Source organism: Mesorhizobium opportunistum WSM2075, from assembly GCF_000176035.2.
Taxonomy (GTDB): Bacteria; Pseudomonadota; Alphaproteobacteria; order Rhizobiales; family Rhizobiaceae; genus Mesorhizobium; species Mesorhizobium opportunistum.
Window position 1 is genome coordinate 4,002,468 of the sequence record NC_015675.1, and the last position, 16,473, is coordinate 4,018,940.

At 63.5% G+C, this 16,473-nt stretch carries 14 protein-coding genes and 2 tRNA genes; 5 read left to right on the plus strand and 11 right to left on the minus strand.

From position 1 onward, the window contains the following. Positions 1-12: 12 nt before the first annotated feature. The 8 genes from MESOP_RS19295 to MESOP_RS19330 all read right to left on the minus strand — a co-directional run bounded on the left by MESOP_RS19295 (position 13) and on the right by MESOP_RS19330 (position 8,617). Positions 13-1,290 (minus strand): beta-ketoacyl-ACP synthase, encoded by a 1,278-nt coding sequence (locus MESOP_RS19295; RefSeq protein ID WP_013895023.1) that lies wholly within the window; start codon positions 1,288-1,290, stop codon positions 13-15. 43 nt (positions 1,291-1,333) lie between these two features. Next, positions 1,334-2,524, minus strand: a complete 1,191-nt coding sequence (locus MESOP_RS19300) for a beta-ketoacyl-ACP synthase (RefSeq protein ID WP_013895024.1) — start codon at positions 2,522-2,524, stop codon at positions 1,334-1,336. 56 nt (positions 2,525-2,580) lie between these two features. Continuing rightward, positions 2,581-2,862, minus strand: coding sequence for an acyl carrier protein (locus MESOP_RS19305; RefSeq protein ID WP_010909964.1), 282 nt, complete (start codon positions 2,860-2,862; stop codon positions 2,581-2,583). A 231-nt stretch (positions 2,863-3,093) separates the two neighbouring features. Beyond that, positions 3,094-4,236 (minus strand): slipin family protein, encoded by a 1,143-nt coding sequence (locus tag MESOP_RS19310; protein ID WP_013895025.1) that lies wholly within the window; start codon positions 4,234-4,236, stop codon positions 3,094-3,096. Between the two features lie 344 nt (positions 4,237-4,580). Then, positions 4,581-4,650: transfer RNA gene (locus tag MESOP_RS19315), tRNA-Met, on the minus strand. A 5-nt stretch (positions 4,651-4,655) separates the two neighbouring features. After that, positions 4,656-4,727 (minus strand) — tRNA-OTHER (locus MESOP_RS19320). A 206-nt stretch (positions 4,728-4,933) separates the two neighbouring features. Beyond that, positions 4,934-5,482, minus strand: coding sequence for a histidine phosphatase family protein (locus tag MESOP_RS19325; RefSeq protein WP_013895026.1), 549 nt, complete (start codon positions 5,480-5,482; stop codon positions 4,934-4,936). Between the two features lie 114 nt (positions 5,483-5,596). Further along, positions 5,597-8,617 carry a caspase family protein gene (locus MESOP_RS19330; RefSeq protein WP_013895027.1) on the minus strand — a complete coding sequence of 1,007 codons (3,021 nt, stop codon included), beginning with the start codon at positions 8,615-8,617 and terminating at the stop codon, positions 5,597-5,599. Positions 8,618-8,728: 111 nt separating this feature from the next. Here MESOP_RS19330 and MESOP_RS19335 point away from each other — a divergent pair, with 111 nt between their 5' ends. From MESOP_RS19335 to MESOP_RS19345, 3 genes are all read left to right on the plus strand, one after another. Continuing rightward, on the plus strand, positions 8,729-9,679 hold the full coding sequence (locus MESOP_RS19335; protein ID WP_013895028.1) for an AEC family transporter: 951 nt from the start codon (positions 8,729-8,731) through the stop codon (positions 9,677-9,679). 169 nt (positions 9,680-9,848) lie between these two features. Further along, positions 9,849-11,306, plus strand: coding sequence for an NAD-dependent succinate-semialdehyde dehydrogenase (locus MESOP_RS19340; RefSeq protein WP_013895029.1), 1,458 nt, complete (start codon positions 9,849-9,851; stop codon positions 11,304-11,306). A gap of 93 nt (positions 11,307-11,399) precedes the next feature. After that, the gene (locus MESOP_RS19345; protein WP_013895030.1) at positions 11,400-12,422 is read left to right on the plus strand and encodes an aldose epimerase family protein; all 1,023 of its coding nucleotides are present in this window, start codon (positions 11,400-11,402) and stop codon (positions 12,420-12,422) included. A 74-nt stretch (positions 12,423-12,496) separates the two neighbouring features. Here the strand turns inward: MESOP_RS19345 and MESOP_RS19350 are convergent, their stop codons facing one another. Together MESOP_RS19350 and MESOP_RS19355 are read right to left on the minus strand one after the other, a co-directional pair. After that, a complete protein-coding gene (locus MESOP_RS19350; protein WP_013895031.1) occupies positions 12,497-13,021 on the minus strand; it encodes a hypothetical protein in 525 nt (174 codons plus the stop codon). Between the two features lie 136 nt (positions 13,022-13,157). Next, a complete protein-coding gene (locus MESOP_RS19355; protein ID WP_013895032.1) occupies positions 13,158-14,084 on the minus strand; it encodes a sugar kinase in 927 nt (308 codons plus the stop codon). Positions 14,085-14,233: 149 nt separating this feature from the next. Here MESOP_RS19355 and MESOP_RS19360 point away from each other — a divergent pair, with 149 nt between their 5' ends. Together MESOP_RS19360 and MESOP_RS19365 are read left to right on the plus strand one after the other, a co-directional pair. Further along, positions 14,234-14,683 (plus strand): FixH family protein, encoded by a 450-nt coding sequence (locus MESOP_RS19360; RefSeq protein ID WP_013895033.1) that lies wholly within the window; start codon positions 14,234-14,236, stop codon positions 14,681-14,683. Between the two features lie 7 nt (positions 14,684-14,690). Continuing rightward, positions 14,691-15,890: a cytochrome-c peroxidase gene (locus MESOP_RS19365; RefSeq protein WP_013895034.1), complete on the plus strand. Its 1,200-nt coding sequence runs from the start codon at positions 14,691-14,693 to the stop codon at positions 15,888-15,890. Between the two features lie 68 nt (positions 15,891-15,958). Here the strand turns inward: MESOP_RS19365 and MESOP_RS19370 are convergent, their stop codons facing one another. Beyond that, entirely contained in the window at positions 15,959-16,411 is a 453-nt protein-coding gene (locus MESOP_RS19370; RefSeq protein WP_013895035.1) for a winged helix-turn-helix transcriptional regulator, read from the minus strand. Positions 16,412-16,473 lie beyond the last annotated feature (62 nt).

Consider the following 16,473-nt stretch of genomic DNA (forward strand, 5'->3'; position numbering starts at 1 on the left):
GAAAAAGGTCGCTTAGACCGGTTCCCGCGCCATGACAAGGCAAGTGTTCTGGCCGCCGAAGCCGAAGGAGTTCGACAAAACGCTGCGAACCTCGGCATTGCGCTTCTTGTTCGGCACCACGTCGAGCACGATCGCGGGGTCCGGATTGTCGTAGTTGATGGTCGGCGGAATGACGCTTTCGCGCATCGTCATCAGCGAGAACGCGGCCTCGACAGCGCCTGCCGCCGACAATGTATGGCCGATCATCGACTTGTTCGACGACACCGGCATGGAGCTTATGCGCTCGCCGAACACCGTCGAGAGCGCCAGATGTTCCATCTTGTCGTTCTCCGGTGTCGACGTGCCGTGGGCGTTGACATAGTCGATTTCGTCTTCACCCAGGCCGGCATCGGCCAGCGCGGCGCGAACCGCGGCAATGGCCGGCGAAGCGTCCGGTTTCGAGCGGGTGCGGTGGAAGTCGTCGGCCTTTTCGCCGCAACCGCCCAGGATGCCGAGGATGGTGGCGCCGCGAGCCAAAGCCGCCTCAAGCGATTCCAACACCAGTGCTCCGGATCCCTCGGCCAGCACGAAGCCGTCGCGATCCCTGGAGAAAGGCTTCGATGCTTTTTCGGGAATGTCGTTGTGCGTCGAGAGGGCCGAAAGCAACGAGAAACGGATCAGTGCCTCGGCGGTCGCCGAGCCGTCGGCGCCGATCGAAAGCGCCCGGTCGCATTCACCGCGGCGGATCGCCTCGACGCCGAGCTGGATGGCTGTGGCGCCCGAGGCGCAAGCCGTCGACAGTGTGATCGGAAGACCGCGTGTGCCAAGGCGGTCGGCAAGGCGGTCGGCGATCGAACCGAACTGGGTAGTCTCGAAAATATCCAGCTCTTTCAAGCTGCGCGCCACCCGGAGCAGTCTTTCGGCGGCGGTGTCATCCTTGTCCTTGTCGGAATTGTAGAGCGAAAAGCGCTCGGCCCAGTCAAGTTCGACCGGCGGGGAGGCAAGGAAGAGCGGTCCGCCGAAATCGTTGGAATCAAGACCCGCTTCGGCCACCGCTTCGATACCCGCAAGCTCGGCCAACTCGTAGGTGAGGGGGCTCGCGCCTTTCGAACTCGACGGCAGGAAATCGACCATGCCGGAGATGCGGGTGTTCAATTGATCGATGGGAAAGCGGGTGATCGGATGGATGCCCGACTTGCCCGAGGTCAGTGCTGCCCAATTGTCCGATTTGCCGACGCCAAGCGAGGTCACCACGCCGATGCCGGTGACGGCGACGATTGGCCTGCCCATGTGATCTCTGAGATTGGCCATTCGGGAGCCCTCTTGTCGTTGCAGCATGGATCGTGGAGCCGCGTTACGCGGCGTTGACCAGCGCCATGCCCTCGAATTGGTGATAGCCGATCGCCGTTGCAAGGACGCTTGCGGGAATGCCTTCGAACGGCTTCTCGGCTGTGGCATCGAAGACAGGGTAGCCAGCCTTGCGGTCGACGGCCAGTGCCGCCAGCGCCACGGCAAACGGAAACTGCGCTTCCTTCATATGCCCGGTCAGCGTCGAGAAACCGCGCGCGGCGATTGCCTCGACAGCATCGAGCGCCGCTTTCTCGGCGATGGTCGCCGCATGCGCGCCAGAGGCGCCGGACATTGCGAGCAACTTGCCGTTCGGCACGGCTGCCCGGCTGAGCAGTGCCGCGATCTCGGCGTCGAGTTCCCCGCGCGAACGTCTCGCGCGGCCGGAGACGACCGGCCCGAGCTCGGCGTAGATCTTGCGCCCACGGCTTGCCGCGTGCTCGCGCTGCTCCAGCACCAGGAAGGCGCCGCCGGAGCCCGATACCACGCCACCGCCCTCGGCGCCCTGTCTTTGCCAGACGGGTTTCCAGGGGCCACGATGCAGGTAGCCGGCAAGTTCATAGCCAAGCAGCATGTCGGAATGCTCGGTCTGGAAGGCGCCGCCGACCAGGACATGCGTCGACTGGCCCGAGCGGATGCGCGCGGCGGCCGTCTCGACGGCTGAAACACCGGCACCTTCCTCGCCCATGAAGGTGCGCGACGAGCCCGTCACCTTGTGGACGATCGAGATATTGCCGGCGAGCAGATTGGAGAGCTGGGCCAAAAACAAGGTCGGCCGCAATTCCGTCGTCAGCTTCTCGTTGAGCAGCACATCGCGGTCGTTGCGGCTTTCCGAGGCCGCGAGAATGGCGGCATCGACTGCCTCGTCGCGCTCGCCGCCGCCGGCGGCCACCACCATGTCCATGGTCGTGCACAGTTCGTCATTGCCCTTGATGCCGGCGTCATCCAGCGCAAGTCCCGCAGCATAGGTGCCGAGCCGCTGCCAGGTTTCCATCTGCCGCTGGTCGCCGCGCTTGGCGATCTGCAGGTTCCAGTCGATCTCGGGCAGTGGATGGACGGTGTAGGGCGCAAAGCGCGCGGCTTCGAGCACCGGCTGCAGGCCTGGCTGCGAGAGTTTCTGCCAGTGTGCGTCAGGGCCTTCTCCCAGCGAGGAGACAAGGCCGATACCAGTGATGACGACGTCGTGGGGGCTGCTCATGAGCGGCTTTGTGGGTCAGGAGGCGCAGCCCGTCAAGGCCGCGCGCTTGCCCGATCTCAGGCGGTCTTGGCGGCAACCAGCGCGTCGATCTTGGCGCACAGGTTCTTCATGACGAAGTAGTCGTCGGTCGATGCCTTGCCGTCGTTGACTTCCTGGGTCCACTTTTCCAGCGGCACCTTGATGCCGAATTCCTTGTCGATGGCAAAGACGATGTCGAGGAAATCGAGGCTGTCGATGCCGAGATCGTCGATCGTGTGGCTCTCGGGCGTAATGGTGTCGATATCGATCTCGCTGGTGTCGGCAATGATCTTGGCGACTTTGTCGAACGTGGTGGACAAGGGCTTTTCCTTCTTTGCGGGCGGAATCTGTCCGCATTCGTTTGGGCGCTGTCTAATCGGTTTTTCCCGGCAGGAAAAGGCCTGATAAGCCGGGCGCAGATGGGAAGCGTGCCCAAGAAAGGCAAGAAGGGCCGCCGGTCAAACCTGCGGCCCTTCCCATTGACGTTGCGTCAGCCTTGTTTCGATGCATGTCGTTTTCCCAAAACCGGTCCCACTTTTGGGCGACATGCATCAACCTTCGCGGAGCTTCACAAGGTCGTTGAGCAACCCGCTCGTCCCGTTGTGGACGGTCAGTCGCTCGACCTTTCCGGCGATGGTTTCCAGAGCCTCGAGCTCCTTCAGCCGCAGCATCACCGGGTTCTCCGCCATCACCTTGGCCGTGTTGAGCAGGGAACGCGTGGCGTTCGTCTCCTCGCGACGGCGGATGACGTTGGCCTCGGCCTGCTTTTCGGCCGACACCACCTGGTTCAGGATCTCGCGCATCTCGCCCGGCAGGATGACATCCTTGAGCGCGATATCGCTGACCTCGACCCCGATCTCGGCCATGTCGGCGCGGACCTTGGCCGCCGCTTCCTCGTCGATCGTCACCTTCTTCTCCAGGATCTGGTCGAGGGTGAGCGCGCCAAGCGTCTTGCGGAAGGCGTACTGCAGGGCGCGGTAGAGGGCCTCGGAGAAGTCCTTCACGGCGCTCACCGCCTTGACCGGATCGACGACCCGGTATTCGGCGGCGATGTTGACGCGGATCGTGACGCGATCCTTGGTCAGCACTTCCTGCCCAGCGACATCGAGCGACTGGCGCTTGAGGTCGACGACCTTGATCTGCACCATGCGTCCGACATTCCAGAAGCCATGCACGCCAGCGGCGAGCGTGCGCACCAGCACACCGTCGATGAACAGCAGCCCGGCCTGGCCGTCGAGGACCGGGTGGACGGACATCAATTCCGCCTTCCGGGCCTGGCCGAGCCGGCGCATCACCGCCGGATCGATGGCGAGATCGGCCGAGGTGTCGACCAGCGTCACCTTCCACGGACCGGCATCCGTCCACAGCACCAGCTTGCGATCCGGCGCCAGAACGGCGTGCAGGTTGCCGTCGCGCTCGATGATTGCGACGTCCGTGCGCCCGGTGCGAACGACGGTGAAATGACGCGCGGCCACGTCCGGGAGCTTGTCGAACAACGCCTTCTCGTACGCCGAAACGAATTCCGGGTTCTTCAGATCGTGCCGCGACACTTCAAGGCTTCCACCCCGGTTGGCGAGCCGATGCTCGCCCGGCAGCAGGACAGCCTTGATCTCACCCTTGTAGAGGGTGAGGGCACGTTCGTTTTCCTTTACGAGGACGCGCTGGCGTCCAAGAACCTTATCGAGAACAGTCATTGTCTTACTCCTGTCGGGCATGGCCCCATGCGAGGCGTCACGTCATGCGTCGATCTTCCCTTCGTTTCTCGTTTCACGTCGTCATGGTCCGGGCATGAATGATCCGGGGACTGGTGGCATCAATCCGCGGCGGGCCTTCGGGAGCGGATCGCGGGGGCAACGAAGCGGGCGCCGGAGGCCTTGGCCTCCCTTGCCGGCGACGCTGTGCCTTGATCGTCACCGCGGGCCTGGCCGCGAGCCGATGGCGTCGGACCTTTCGATGCGGCCTTGGCCCGAAGGCTTCGGCCGTCCGTCAGGTCCTCAGCATTCCAGTCCCCGGACCGTTTTTCAGATGGCTTATCAGGCCAGTGGAGAAGGAATCGAACCTTCGACAATCAGATTATGAGTCTGACGCTCTAACCAATCTGAGCTATCCATGATGTGGATGAAGGGACTCGAACCCTCGACCTCCGGACCCAAATCCGGCGCTCTAGCCTCTGAGCTACACCCGCAATCCCAACACCCGAAGCGGCGCCGTATACAGGGCGGCAAAGCCGCCTGCACGGGCGGAGGCAAAAGCTCCAACCGTTGTGCTCGCTTCGGTTTTCGTGACCGGGAGCGCGGCTATAGAGCCTGCGACGGGTTGTCGCAAGCGGCATTGTCGCGGCGAATTCGCGGCTTCTTCGGATAGTGGTATTTCGGCAACACGGCCGCCATCTCAAAACGTGACGCGGCCGAGCACCCGCAGGCCGTCGCCTTGCGGCTCGACGACCACGGCCTCGCCTTCGCGCGGCGAGATGCCGGTCAACGCCACGATGTCTTCCAGATGGGTGACCATGACCAGATTGTCGGAGCCGGAATAGGCGCGGATTTCCTTCATGATCGCGGCGACCTGCTCTGCCTTCTGCGCATCGCCGCCCTTCAGCAGGTCGAGCGGCGCAAAGGGTTCCGGTTCGGCCTCGAAGGCGATGCGCGCGGTGTCGAGGCAGCGGCAATAGCGGCTGGACAGCACGCGCTCGATGGGAGCGGCGCGCGCGGCGAACAAGGCGCCGATCTTGCTCGCCTGTTGCTTGCCGCGCGCCGAGAGATTGACCTGGGTGGCGCAGCTGTCGATGTCGAAATTGGCTGGATCGATGGTGCCGGTGACCATGGCATGGCGAAGCAGCACGACATGGCCGCCGTCACGCAGCAGCGCCCAGCCGGCATCCGTGGCGTGGGCAGTGAAAGGAATGACGAGCAGAAACAACGCCAAGGCAAATCGAATCATCGCAACCTTCCAGGGGCGTGGCATCACGCGCCGGTCATTCGCATATAGGGATTGGAAAGCGGGCACAAAGACAAGCCGGGCGCTGCCCCCGAGTCTCCTGCCGCGTCTCCAGTCTCACTTTTTGGCGATCTGCTTCTTCACCAGGTCGATCTTCTGGTCGGTAAGCGGGATAGGCATGGTGTAGCCGGCTTCGGTAAAGCCCTGCTTGGCGTTCTCGAAGAATTCGATCGCCTTGAGATATTCCGGTTTGCCGCCGCCATAGCCGGCGCGGTTCCAGTGGATGTCGCCTAGATTGTTCTGTTCGAAGGCCCATTGCATGGGCTGGCTTTCCCTGGTGAACACTTTCAGCGTCGCCGTGAAGGCCGCTTCCGCATCGTCGAGATATTTGCCGGTGCGCTGGATGTTCCCGAGGTTGAGCAGGCTCATGCCGATGCCGTTCTGGGCATTGGCCCAGTCGACGGGTGCCGTTTCCATGGTGAGAATTTCAAGCGCGGCCCGCCGCGCGGCGATCGAATCCTGCAAGGTCTTGGGATCGGCATTGCTCATGCTCAGCCAGTGCAGCGTCGATCCGATGCCGGCCTGGGTCAGCGCCCACTGCCGAGGGTTCGTCTCGCGCTTGTACTCGCGCAACGCATCGCGGTAGGCGTCGACCGCCTGGCTGTAGTGCTCGGGCTTTTCCGTCACGCCGCCAAGAAGCTGCAGCGTGTTGCCGAGATTGTAGTAGCTCATGGCCCAGTCGAGAGGGAATTTCCGCCTGACATAGACTTGCCGGGCTGCCTGGAACGCTGCTGCCGACTGCTCGAGCTTGGCTGCGTCGCGGGTGCGCTGGCCAAGCGTCTGATAGATCGAGCCGAGATTGTTCTGGGCCGACGCCCAGTCCATCGGGAACCTTTGCCGGGTAAATACCGTCAGTGCGTCGTCATAAGCTTCCGCCGCCTCTTCGAGCGTGCCGGTTCCCATGTCGAAGCGGGCGACGCCGCTCAGCGCATTACCGAGGTTGAGGCGGCTGGTGGCCCACGAGACCGGGAAGGTTTCACGGGTTCGCACTTCGAGCGCGGCGCGGAAAGCATCCGCTGCCTCGTTGATCTTGGCCTTGTCGTTGAGCTGGATACCAAGCGTCACAAGCGTGTTGCCGAGATTGTTCTCGACCATCGCCCATTCCACGGGTGCCTTTTGACGCGTGTATTCCTCAAGCGCCAACCGATAGGCTGCTTCCGCTTGGCTGAGATGCTCGCCGGCGGGTTCGCGCTCGGAGAGCGCATAGAGCGCGAGGCCGAGATTGTTCTGTGACGAGGCCCAGTCGAGCGGTACCTTGTCGCGCGGGCGCTTCTCCAGTGTGGCACGCATCGCCGCAACCGCTTCGTTCAGCCGCTTCGGGTCGCTTTCGCGCTCGCCGATCTTCAGTAGCACATTGGCCAAATTGTTCTGCGCGGCGGCCCAGTTGAGATCGTCCTTCACGCGATCGAACACCACAAGCGAATCGCGGAAGATCCGCGCTGCCTCTTCGAGGCGCGCGGTCTCGGTCTCGCGCTCGCCGATGGTCTGCAGCACCACCGCCATGTTGTTGCGGGTGATCGCCCAGTCGCGATTCTGTTCGCCATTGGGGATGAAGTTCAGGATGACGCGATAGGCCTCGATGGAATGCTGCAGCGCATCGAGGTCGCCGGTGGCGTACCCATAGGCGTTGAGCGCTTCCGCTTCCTGGTTCTTGTAGTTCCAGCGCAGCTTGTCGTCCCATTTCTGCGCCAGTGAGAACGCCTTGGCGTAATCGCCGGCGGCGGATTTGTAATCGAACACCAGCGCCGAGGCGTCGGCGCGCCTGGCATAGATCGCAGCGTCGGCAAGGCGCTTCTGCCTGACGAGATCCTCGGCCTCGTCGACCGCATCGCTGGTCCGCTCGATCCGGCCGACCGCGTCGTCGAGGAACTTGCGCGCCGTCACGATCGCGCCCTGGCCGATGGCCTTGTCGGCGGAGGCGACCAGGCGCTTGATCTCCGGATCGTCGGTGCGCAGCGCGGCGCGCTCGGACATCATCTTCTTCAGGCGCTCTGCCTGCGCGTCGAGCACTTTCTGCAGGTCGGTCGGATCCTCGGGGATCTTCTCCGTGCCAAGCGCCCTCAGCACACCATAGAGTGCATCGAGCGGCACATTTTCCTGCAGCGAGGCCAGTTCTACTTGGGCGCGCTTCGGGTCGGGCAGGTCGGATATGGTCAAAAGCAACTGCCGCCGTTCGCCGGTGATCAGTCCGTCGTCGCCGGTCGGTTCCGGCGGCGCCACGCCGAAATAGAGCAGCCGGCGCAAGCTTTCATTGATCCAAGGGCGCTGCCTCGCCTTGGTGTCGAGATAGACTTCCTCGGTCACCATGCGCATGACCGAGCCGAACTCGGTGCCCTTCATCGCTGCAAGATGGCGCAGCAGCGCTGCCGCGTAGGGGCTGTTTTCGCCAGCAGCACCATCCAGCGCCGGGCGGCCGGGCTCGGCGGCGAAGCCGACCACCGTGCCGAGGCTGGCGTCAGCCGCCGGCGCGTTGCCGAGCGCCTTGGCGCCACGCACCGGCTCCAGTCCGCCAGCGCCAATCGGCTCGGCGGAGGCGGTCGGCGCCCGCCGGACCATGGCGTTGGCCGGGAACGGGTTGGTGCGGCAGGCATCGAGCAGCACGATCGTGACCGGCACGGTCTTTTTCAACTCGTCCATGACCGCCGATATCGGCACCAGCGCCTGGTCGGCATCTGCGAGCGACGACACGTCCGCATTGACCGGAACCAGGTAATTCTCGCCACCGGCCTCGATGCCGTGACCGGAATAATAGATGAGGGCGACGTCGGCTCCCTCGGCATCTTCCGTGAAACGCTCGAGGTCGCGTTTGAGCTTGGCGGCATCGCGATCGCTGACGTTGCGGGCGTCGAAGCCGAGATCGGTCAGCATCTTGGCCATGTCGCGGGCGTCGTTGGCTGGATTGGGAAGGGCGGCGATGTGCTCGTATTGCGACTGGCCGATGATCAGCGCCACGCCTTTGAGGTTTTTGGTCTCGGCAAGTGCAAGCGTGGTCGCGGCAAGGCAGAACAGCGCGGCGGCGAAAGCCGTCCGCCATGTCTGCCGGAAAAGATTACGCCTCGAGATTTCGACAAAGCCCATTTGTCGCCCGCGTCCGCCCTGATACTCCAAACCCTGTATAACGCTGTCAGTCCACCATGATCAAATTTGGGCGTGATTGCGCCGCGCGCGTGGCTCGCCTATCCCTGAAAAATGTCTCCGCTTACCGAAACCGTGCTTTTTGTCTTCAGCCTCGTGGCGCTCGGCTATCTCGCCGGGCTCACGGGCTATCTCAGACCGGCGAGCGGCGAGGGGATAGCCGATTTCGCGGTCTCGGTGGCGATGCCGCTGCTTTTGTTCCAGACGATGGTGAACGCCGATTTCCACGGCGTGGCGCCATGGCCGCTGTGGGGCGCCTACTTCACCGCCGTGGCGATCACCTGGGCGGCGGGCCATATCGTTACCACCCGGGTTTTCGGGCGCGATGCGCGCGCGGGCGTCGTCGGGGGCGTATCGTCGGCCTATTCCAATGTGGTGCTGCTTGGCGCGCCCTTCATTCTCGGCATATTCGGCCCGAGCGGCTTCGAAGTGCTGTCGCTGCTGGTTTCCGTTCATTTGCCTGTTATGATGATGGCGTCGATCGTGCTGTTCGAGATGTTCGGCCGCGGCGGTGGCGAGCACGTGCATCCGCTGCGGGTGCTGCGCAGTTTCCTGCGGCGGTTGTTCATCAACCCGCTGATCATCGGCATTCTCCTGGGGCTGGCATGGCGGCTGAGCGGCGTGCCGCTGCCCGACCTCGTCATGCGGCTGGTCGATGCGCTGGCCGACACGGCAGGGCCGGTGGCGCTGTTTGCCATGGGGCTCAGCCTGCGCCGCTTCGGCATATCCGGCAATGTCCGCCCGGCGCTGGCGCTTTCGGTGCTGAAGCTGTTCCTGATGCCGGCTCTGGTGCTTGCTTTCGTCTGGTTGCTCGGGCTGCCGCCGTTGACGGCCAAGGTCGCCGTCGTGGTTGCCGCCTTGCCGTCCGGCATCAATTCCTATCTCATCGCCGTTCAGTTCAACACCGGTCAGGCGCTGGCGTCGAACCAGATGACCATCGCCACGGCCTGCGCCGCTGTCACCACGGCTTTCTGGCTGACGGTTGTCTTGTACGTTTTCGGGTAGCTCTCGTCTCGCGCTGGCCCAAGCCCTATATGCCATCTTGCGATTGCTTGCGGGCCTTGCCCTAGGTAAAGAGCAGTGGCTCCGGCGTGCCGGCTTTTCCAGAGGCGTGGCGCCCGCTCACCGAAGAATTAACAGGCGGCCCGTCAGTGCGCCGAACGGAGGATAGACCATGCTTCAGAAAACCAGCCATTTCATGCGGCAGGCCAATCTCATCAACGGCGACTGGGTGCAGGCCGACAGCGGCCAGACGGTCGACGTCAACAACCCGGCCACCGGCCTGAAGATCGGCACCGTGCCGAAGTCGGGCAAGGCCGAGACCCGCCGCGCCATCGAAGCCGCCAGCGAAGCTTTCAGGAGCTGGCGCAAGACCACCGCGCTCGAGCGCTCGAAGCTGCTGCGCAAGCTGCATGACGCGATGATGGACAACCAGGATGTGCTGGCCGAATTGCTCACCATCGAGCAGGGCAAGTCGCTGTTCGAATCGAAGGGCGAGATCGGTTCGGCTGCGGCCTACATACTGTGGTTCGCCGAGGAAGGCCGCCGCACCTATGGCGACGTCGTGCCGTCGCCGTGGGCGGACCGCCGCATCCTGGTGACCAAGGAACCGGTCGGCGTCATTGCCGCCATCACGCCGTGGAATTTCCCGTCCTCGATGCTGGCCCGCAAGCTTGGCCCGGCCCTTGCCGCCGGCTGCACCGCGGTCGTCAAGCCGGCCTCGCAGACGCCGTATTCGGGTCTGGCCTGGGGTGCGCTGGCCGAGGAAGTCGGCTTCCCCAAGGGCGTCGTCAACATCCTGACCGGTTCGGCCAGCGAGATCGGCGACGAGATCTGCGCCAACCCGCTGGTATCGAAGATCACCTTCACCGGCTCGACCGAGGTCGGCAAGCTTCTCATCCAGAAGTCGTCGGTGACCGTCAAGAAGGTGTCGATGGAACTGGGCGGCAACGCGCCGTTCATCGTCTTCGATGATGCCGACATCGAGCGTGCGGTCGCCGGCGCGATCACCGCCAAGTACCGCAACTCCGGCCAGACCTGCGTCTGCACCAACCGCTTCCTGGTTCAGGCCGGCGTCTACGACAAGTTCGTCGAGAAGCTCGCCGCCGCCAGCAACGGGCTGAAGGTCGGTTCCGGCCTCGAAGAGGGTGTGCAGCAGGGCCCGCTGATCGACGAGAAGGCGGTCGAGAAGGTCGAGGAACTGATCGCCGACGCCACATCGAAGGGCGGCAAGGTCGTTGCCGGCGGCAAGCGCCATGCGCTGGGCGGCTCGTTCTTCCAGCCGACCGTCATCGCCAACGCCACGCCCAAGATGCGCTTCATGAAGGAAGAGATCTTCGGGCCGGTAGCACCCGTGTTCAAGTTCGAGACCGAGGAAGAGGCTGTCGCGCTCGCCAATGACACCGAATTCGGCCTTGCCTGCTACTTCTACACCGGCGATCTCGGCCGTGCCTTCCGGGTCATGGAAGGACTGAAATACGGCATGGTCGGCGTCAATGAGGGCCTGATCACCACGCCGGAAGCGCCGTTCGGCGGCGTCAAGGAATCGGGTCTCGGCAAGGAAGGCGGGCATCAGGGCATCGAGGATTACCTCGATACCAAATATGTCTGCATCGGCGGCCTCGGCCTCTGATAGACTGCTCTGAGACGGGCAGGTCGGTGACCTGCCCACCTGGGCTTAAGAAAACCAGCCGAAGCCCTCTGGATCAATTTGGCATTTGCGGGCATGGCGATGAAAGACGGCGAGGTTTTCGGTACGACGCAGGCGGGCGAGCCGGTGCGCCGCTTCACGATCAGGGGCGGCGGTCTCACCGCCAACATCATCGGACTCGGTGCCGTCATCCAGGATTTGCGGCTGACCGGGCATGATGCACCGCTGGTGCTTGGCTACAACACCCTGGAAGCCTATGAGGCCGACAACGCCTTTTTCGGCGCGGTTGTCGGCCGCTACGCCAACCGCATCCGCGATGGCCGCTTCACCATCGGCGGCAACCGCTACCAGACCGAGCAGAATTTCCTCGACAAGCACACGCTGCATGGCGGCTCGCAAGGTTATGCGCGCCGCTCGTGGGCGGTTTCGCTGCATGGCAGGGATTTCGTCACGCTGACGCTGCATGATCCCGACGGCGCGATGGGCTTTCCCGGCGCGCTCGATGTTACCTGCACCTACCGGCTGAAGATCCCCGGCACGCTCAGCGTCGAACTGACGGCGACCTGCGAGGAGCCGACATTGTGCAATCTCACCCAGCATTCCTACTTCAACCTAGATGATGGCGGTGCCGGCGACGTTCTCGACCACAGGATGATGCTGAATGCCGGCGCCTATCTGCCTGTCGACAGCGACATGATCCCAACCGGCGTGGTCAAGCCGGTCGACGGCACGCCCTTCGACTTCCACCAGGCACGACCGCTGCGCATGGAGACCGAGGGCGAACAGCTGCCTTATGACCAGAATTTCTGCCTCGGCGCGACGCGCGGGCCGCTGCGGCAAGCATCATGGACGCAAGGGGCGAGTTCCGGCGTCGAAATGGAAGTCTGGACCACGGAACCAGGCGTCCAGCTTTATACCGGCCAGTATGTGACGCCGCGCACGGGCCTGGAAGGGCGCGGCTACAAGGCCTTTTCCGGATTCTGCCTTGAGCCGCAGATATGGCCGGATGCGCCGAACCGGCCGTATTTCCCGCAAGCGACGCTGTGGCCGGGCGCGATCTACCATCATGTGACGGAATACCGGTTCAGACTGCCTTAATCGGGCCAATCTTCCGGAATTCGCAGCCACACAGGCCTAAAGCAGGATGAATTGAAGTCGAATTGGTCACCCTGCTAGACCTGCATGATCGCGAACAGCCACGCCAAGATGTCCAGCAACAACAGAAACAGGGCAAGCTGCAGCGTGACGCGCAGGCGTTGGATGATCCGCCAATTGCTGGCCATGTCGGCTTTGATTCGAAGTGCGAGCGCCCGGTACATGCCGTCAATGGTCTCGGGCGGATCCCGGTCGACGAACTCCTGCAGCAATTGCTCCGGGTCGAAGCGGAACGTGTAATTGTAGTATGGCCACACCATGATCACCGTCAGCAGACCGATAAGAAAAAGCAATGCCAGCGCCAGCCAGTCCCAGAGCCCCAGTCCGTTCGCCAGTGCCCTGCCGCCAAGAAGCGAATTCACGAACGCGGTCGCGAAGATCAGATTTCCCGCTCGAGCGTTGAGACTTTCCACCACACCCTGCTGGTGTTCGAGGCCACGAACAGCCTCCGCATAGATAAATGCCAGGCGAGGATCGCTGCTACGTGTCTCGGCGGGCTGGGAATTGCGCTCTTCCGCTGGTGAACGCTGCTCGACCATCATTGCCGTCCTGCGCCAATCGGATCATCCATGGCCCAATGATCATCCATAGCATTGGACGCGAGCCCGGGAGAAGATGCGGGCCAAGTCGCTCGCGGTGTGCGGCGATACGATAGCATTCCTACGACGACAGCAGGTCTCAACCTGGCATTTCGAATGCCGCCCTCAACGTTTCGAACGGCGCCAACGCGCCGCGCACCTGCACCACGGCGGCGGCGACGCGGTGGCCGCGGCGCGCGGCTTCCACCGGCTCATGGCCGGCAAGGCGCGCCGCAAGATAGCCACCGTTGAAGGAATCGCCGGCTCCGGTCGTGTCGACAGGGGCCGCGACATGAATCGCCGGCACGTCGTGGATTGTCCCTTTAGTGGCAACCAGCGCCGGCGCTTCGCCGTTCTTGACGACTACTTCGCCGACCCATTGTCCAAGCCGCTCGGCTGTCACTCGCGGGGTTTCGTCGCCGAACAGCATCTGCTCGTCGGGGAAGGTCGGCAGTGCGATGTCGGTGGCGGCAAGGGCTTCGACGATCGCTGCCTGGGCGTCCTCGCGGCGGCGCCAGAGCCGTGGCCGATAGTTGGGGTCGAAGGCGATCAGCGAGCCTGCCGCCCGCGCCTTGGCGATGGCCGCCAGCAGTGTGGCGCGCGCGGCATCGTCCAGAATTGCCAAAGTGATTCCGGAAAAGTACACAAGAGACTGATTTTCAAGGTTTTTTGAAAGCGCTTTGGGGTCCGAAGCAAGCTGCCGGGCCGCGGCGTCGCTGCGCCAATAGGTGAAGGAGCGCTCGGCGCCGGTCAGCGTGATCGCGTAGAGGCCGGGCCGTGCACCGGGTATGACCGGGCTGGAGCCGATGCCGATGCCATTTTCGGCGAAGAAGCCGATCTGGCCTTGCGAGAAGGGATCGTCGCCGAAGGCCGAGACATAGGTTGCCCGCCGGTCGCCGCTCAGCGCATGCAGCGCCCAAAGCGTGTTGAACGTGTCGCCGGCAAAACCCATGCGCCAGTTCGGACCCGTCTGACCCGACAGTTCGAGCATGCATTCGCCGATCGAGGCGACACCGTTTCCAGCCATCCAGAATCCTCCAGTGATTTCGGTGCTGTAGCTTTTTGCCACCGGCAGCGCCATGCTTGGCAAGCAGGCTTTTTTGCGCCACAGCGTTTTCCCACAGCCGACGGGATGCGATCCGCCCGGCAAACGTTGTCTGCAGAAGAGGAACCGGTTTGGCATCGTTATGGCGTTATCTCTTAGCGGGTCTTGGTCTGGCTGCCTTGCTGGTCAGCATCCTGGCGGTCGTCTACCTGACCGCGCCGCACTCGGCGCGGTCCGCCGGCCCGGATGTGTCGCGCACAAGGAACAGCGACAACGGGCTGTTCACGGCGAGTTTTTCGCCGGAGCGGGGCGTCGTGCGGCAGGGCGAGCTGGAATCTTGGCTGCTGACCCTGAAGACCAAGGCCGGCGCGCCGGTGGAAGGGGCCGCGATCGCGATCTCCGGAGGCATGCCGCTGCACAATCACGGCCTGCCGACCAGCCCGCAAGCGACCGACTATCTCGGCGACGGGCGCTACCGGATCGAAGGGGTCAAGTTCACCATGAGCGGCTGGTGGCAGTTGCATTTCGCCATATCGGCCACCGCCGGTTCCGACACGGTGCTGTTCAACGTGGTGCTGTGAGCGATCGATGAGGCGCCTTTCTTATTTTCTGGCGCTGATGGTGGCCGTTGTCCTCGCGGGCTGCGGCAAGCCAGATTTTTCCGACGCTGAGAAGAAGAAGATCGCTTCGCTGGCGCTGAACACATTGCCGCCACTGAAGCCCGACACGACGAACCGGTTTGCCGATGTGCCGGCGGCAGCCGCGCTCGGCTCGACGCTGTTCTTCGATCTCGGCATGAGCCGCGACGGCACGGTCTCATGCTCGACCTGCCACAAGATCGACGGCCAGTTCCAGGACGACCTGCCACAAGCCGTCGGTGTCGGCCGCACCAACCGGCGCACCATGCCACTGGCCGGCGTGGCGCGCGATCCCTGGTTCTTCTGGGACGGCCGCCGCGACAGCCTTTGGGCGCAAGCGCTGACGCCGCTCGAAAACCCGCTGGAGCAAGCGGGAAACCGCGCCGCCTACGCCCATTACATCAAGGCGCGCTTCGGCGAGCGCTATGAGCGCATCTTCGGGCCTTTGCCCGATTTTTCCGGCATTCCGGCGAATGCCAGTCCGCTTGGCACCGATGCCGAAAAGGCCGCCTGGAGCGCGATGAGCGACACGCAGCGCGACGCGATCAACCGCGTCTTTTCCAATATCGGCAAAGCGATCGCCGCATTCGAGCGGTCGATCGAGCCGGCACAGACGCGCTTCGATCGCTTTGCACTGGACCTTGCCACAGGCGCAGAGCCGAAGGGCGATGCCGTCTTTTCCCGGGAGGAAATCCTCGGGCTAAAACTGTTCATCGGCAAGGCCAATTGCGTGACCTGCCACGACGGCCCGCGCTTCACCGACAACGGTTTTCACAACACCGGCGTGCCGCCCGTGACGGGCCTGCCGCCGGATCGCGGCCGCGTCGACGCGGTGACACAGGTCGAGGCGGATCCGTTCAATTGCTTCGGCGCCTATCGCGACGGCGGTGCCGGCGCCTGCGGCGAGCTGCGCTTCATGGTCAAGGATGCGCCGCAACTGGTTCGCGCCTACAAGACGCCCTCGCTGCGCGGCGCTGCAACGCGGCCGCCCTACATGCATGCCGGGCAATTCTCGTCGCTCGACGAAGTGGTGGCGCACTATGCCAAGGCCGCGCCCAGCGTCGAGGGGACATCCGAGATTCACCCGCTGGAGCTGTCCGACCGTGAACGCGCGGCGCTGGTGGCGTTTTTGAAGACGCTGTCGGAATAAAGCTGGCCGACGAAAGATGATTGCGCCCGTGGATGAAAGGTGGAGGCGCTTCGGCCAATCTCGAAACTCTACCTATCCTTCACCGTTTCCATCGCCACGAAGGTCGAGGTCTGGGCGACATGGGGCAGAGCGGAGATGCGCTCTCCGAGAACGCGGCGATAGGCGGCGATATCCTTCGTGCGGAGCTTCAGCAGATAGTCGAAGCTCGATGCCATCATGTGGCACTGCTCGATCTCGGCTACGCCCTGCACCGACCGGTTGAAGGCGTCGAGCGCGGCGGAGCGGGTGTCGGACAGTTTCACCTGGACGAAGGCGACATGGCCCTCACCCATGCGCTCGCGGTCGATGATTGCCTGATAGCCCCTGATATAGCCGTCCTTCTCTAGCCGCTTCACCCGTGCCTGCACCGGCGTTTTGGACAGACCGACCTTTGCCGCCAGTTCGGACATGGAGAGCCGGCCATTGCTCGCCAGTGCCGACAGGATGTTCCTGTCGATCCGGTCCAATTGGTCTTCTGTCATCGAAAGGGCAGTCTGTTTGTTAGATCTTGACCGCAATGATAGATCAAATGATCTGCCATGTC

Excerpts from the sequence above, each read along its gene's own strand:
- MESOP_RS19295 (WP_013895023.1), bottom strand. The coding sequence starts at position 1,290 with ATGGCCAATCTCAGAGATCACATGGGCAGGCCAATCGTCGCCGTCACC.
- MESOP_RS19355 (WP_013895032.1), bottom strand. The coding sequence starts at position 14,084 with ATGGCTGGAAACGGTGTCGCCTCGATCGGCGAATGCATGCTCGAACTG.
- MESOP_RS19365 (WP_013895034.1), top strand. The coding sequence starts at position 14,691 with ATGAGGCGCCTTTCTTATTTTCTGGCGCTGATGGTGGCCGTTGTCCTC.
- MESOP_RS19310 (WP_013895025.1), bottom strand. The coding sequence starts at position 4,236 with ATGACTGTTCTCGATAAGGTTCTTGGACGCCAGCGCGTCCTCGTAAAG.
- MESOP_RS19350 (WP_013895031.1), bottom strand. The coding sequence starts at position 13,021 with ATGATGGTCGAGCAGCGTTCACCAGCGGAAGAGCGCAATTCCCAGCCC.
- MESOP_RS19325 (WP_013895026.1), bottom strand. The coding sequence starts at position 5,482 with ATGATTCGATTTGCCTTGGCGTTGTTTCTGCTCGTCATTCCTTTCACT.
- MESOP_RS19335 (WP_013895028.1), top strand. The coding sequence starts at position 8,729 with ATGTCTCCGCTTACCGAAACCGTGCTTTTTGTCTTCAGCCTCGTGGCG.
- MESOP_RS19340 (WP_013895029.1), top strand. The coding sequence starts at position 9,849 with ATGCTTCAGAAAACCAGCCATTTCATGCGGCAGGCCAATCTCATCAAC.
- MESOP_RS19370 (WP_013895035.1), bottom strand. The coding sequence starts at position 16,411 with ATGACAGAAGACCAATTGGACCGGATCGACAGGAACATCCTGTCGGCA.
- MESOP_RS19345 (WP_013895030.1), top strand. The coding sequence starts at position 11,400 with ATGGCGATGAAAGACGGCGAGGTTTTCGGTACGACGCAGGCGGGCGAG.
- MESOP_RS19300 (WP_013895024.1), bottom strand. The coding sequence starts at position 2,524 with ATGAGCAGCCCCCACGACGTCGTCATCACTGGTATCGGCCTTGTCTCC.
- MESOP_RS19330 (WP_013895027.1), bottom strand. The coding sequence starts at position 8,617 with ATGGGCTTTGTCGAAATCTCGAGGCGTAATCTTTTCCGGCAGACATGG.